A 2,096-nucleotide genomic window follows, 5' to 3' on the forward strand; every position below is an offset into this window, starting at 1 on the left:
CCAGTACACCATGGCGGCGGACCGCCAGCTCGGCCCGCTCGCGGTGCTCAACGACCCGTGGCAGCTCGCCGTGCTGCGCCTGGTCCAGGGCCTGTTCGACGGCCCCCGGGCGGCTTCCCCGGATGCGCCCAAGCCCGTCGGGGTCTGCGGCGAGTCCGCCGCGGACCCTGCCCTCGCCGTCGTCCTGGTTGGGCTCGGTGTGAGCACCCTGTCCATGACCTCCCGTGCCCTGCCCGGCGTCGCCGCCGTGCTCCGGAGCATCAGCCTGGAGCAGGCGCGGGAGCTGGCCGGGCTGGCGTTGTCCGCGGACAGCGCAGCCGAGGCCCGGACGGCCGTCCGGACCAAACTGCCCGTCCTCGACGCCCTCGGGCTCTGACCATCCACCCAAACCCAAGGAGAGAGACCATGCCCGAACGTACCGCCACCATTGCCAGCCGCGTCGGCCTGCACGCCCGCCCCGCCGCGATCTTCGCCGAAGCGGCCGGGGAGCAGCCCGTCGAGGTGACCATTGCGCTGGCCGGGACTCCCGAGGATGAGGCGATGGACGCCTCGAGCATCCTGTCCCTGATGAGCCTGGGCGCGGAGTTCGGCACCCAGGTGGTGCTGCGCGCCGAGGGCGAGGGAGCCGAGGACGTCCTGGACGCCTTGGTCAAGGTCCTCGAGACCGACCACGACGCCGAATAAGACGCCGAATAAGGAGTGGGCGTCCGGCCCCGCCGGACGCCCACTGGCGAACGGAATCCGTTTTACGGAAGCGCCAGGTCCACCCAGACCAGGCGGTGGTCGCTGGTGGGAAACGGGAAGCCGCCCGTCAGCTCGGCGCCGGGTTCGCCGGACCGCGGCCAGAACACCCCGGCCCCGGCCACGGCCAGGTTCCGGGACGGCAGCACGTAATCCACCCGCAGGTTACCCGTGGCCCGGCCAAAGTCGGCCGTGTCCAGCCGAGGATCGCCCAAATGGCGCACATTGGCCCCGCCCTGCAGCCGGGCCGCCTCCACCGCTCCGGCGGAGGCCGGGCTCGGGTCCTGGATGAGCGGATGGTCCAGCAGCTGGCGGACGGCGCCGGGCCAGGCCCTGCCGTCCCGCGGGTCCGCGTTCAAATCGCCCATCACCACGAAGCGCTCCCCCGCCGCCAGGCCGCCGGCGCCCCCGGCGTCGTCGTACAGGTAACCGGCACGGGCCCCGCCGGCCACGTAGTCGGCCCACAGCCGGATCTCGTCGTGGTTGCGCCGCTGGTTGCGCCGCTCCGGGCCGTCGAAAAACGGCGGGCAGGGGTGGCTGGCGAGCACGTGCAGCATCAGCCCGGGCACGGACACCGGCAGGTCCCAGTGGGACTTGCTGGACAGCCGCAGCACCGCCCGGGCCGGCTCCGGGTAGAAATCCGCGGGCATCAGGTTCCCGGGCATGTCCTGCCAGCGGAAATACCTGAAGGTGCGCGCGCGGGCGGCGTCGACAGGGTATTTGGACAGCACCGCCATGCCGTACTGGCCCTCGAACTCACCGTAGCCGAAGGCGTCCCGGGGCCCGTCCGCCGCCCCGTCCCCGTCCAGGTCCAGTCCCGTGGGCACGCCGGTGTTGGACGGCGCCGTGAACGCGTATGGGTAGCGCACCGGGGCCTGGCCGTGCTGGCCGGCCTCCAGGTAGTTCGCGCGGAACAGGTCCACGCAGGACGGGCTGCCGGGGCTGTCCGGGACGTAATCGAATTCGTTCAGCAGCAGGATGTCCGGATCAATCCGCTGGATCACCTCGGCAATGTTGCGGGCCTGCCGGTTGTCCGGTGTGGCCAGGTCCGCCAGCAGCGCTCCGGCGGCGCGGCGGAACAGACTGGTGTTGTACGTGGCGATGCGCACGCAGGACGCGGATCCGCCCGGCACCGCGGCTCAAATCAGTCCGTCGGTGAGGTGGTTGGGGGTGCCGAAGCGGTGGGCGGTGATGGACACGGACTGCTCGTGCAGGAAGGGCAGCAGTTCCACCCGGCCGGATTCGGTCACCGGGTGGGCGTAGACGGCCAGGTCCGGGCGGCCGCCGGTGGCGGCGGCCAGTTTGGCGGCGCCGCCGCCGATGAGGCGGATCCGGCCGGCGGAGAGGCCGGAGGC

General features: G+C 72.4%; 4 protein-coding genes. 2 read left to right on the top strand and 2 right to left on the bottom strand.

What is annotated here, in order from left to right; genetic code table 11:
* Together ACFQ36_RS22300 and ACFQ36_RS22305 are read left to right on the top strand one after the other, a co-directional pair.
* The coding region (locus ACFQ36_RS22300; RefSeq protein WP_377017690.1) for a putative PEP-binding protein at positions 1-376 on the top strand (376 nt) is incomplete at its 5' end.
* Positions 377-405: 29 nt separating this feature from the next.
* Positions 406-684, top strand: a complete 279-nt coding sequence (locus ACFQ36_RS22305) for an HPr family phosphocarrier protein (RefSeq protein ID WP_377017692.1) — start codon at positions 406-408, stop codon at positions 682-684.
* Positions 685-746: 62 nt separating this feature from the next.
* On the opposite strand, the gene ACFQ36_RS22310 is transcribed toward ACFQ36_RS22305, so the two are convergent.
* Together ACFQ36_RS22310 and ACFQ36_RS22315 are read right to left on the bottom strand one after the other, a co-directional pair.
* Entirely contained in the window at positions 747-1,850 is a 1,104-nt protein-coding gene (locus tag ACFQ36_RS22310) for an endonuclease/exonuclease/phosphatase family protein (protein WP_377017694.1), read from the bottom strand.
* A gap of 30 nt (positions 1,851-1,880) precedes the next feature.
* A partial coding sequence (locus ACFQ36_RS22315) for a hypothetical protein (RefSeq protein WP_377017697.1) occupies positions 1,881-2,096 on the bottom strand: 216 nt, incomplete at its 5' end.

Origin of the sequence: Arthrobacter sp. GCM10027362, from assembly GCF_042679445.1 — a bacterium.
Classification (GTDB): Bacteria; Actinomycetota; Actinomycetes; order Actinomycetales; family Micrococcaceae; genus Crystallibacter.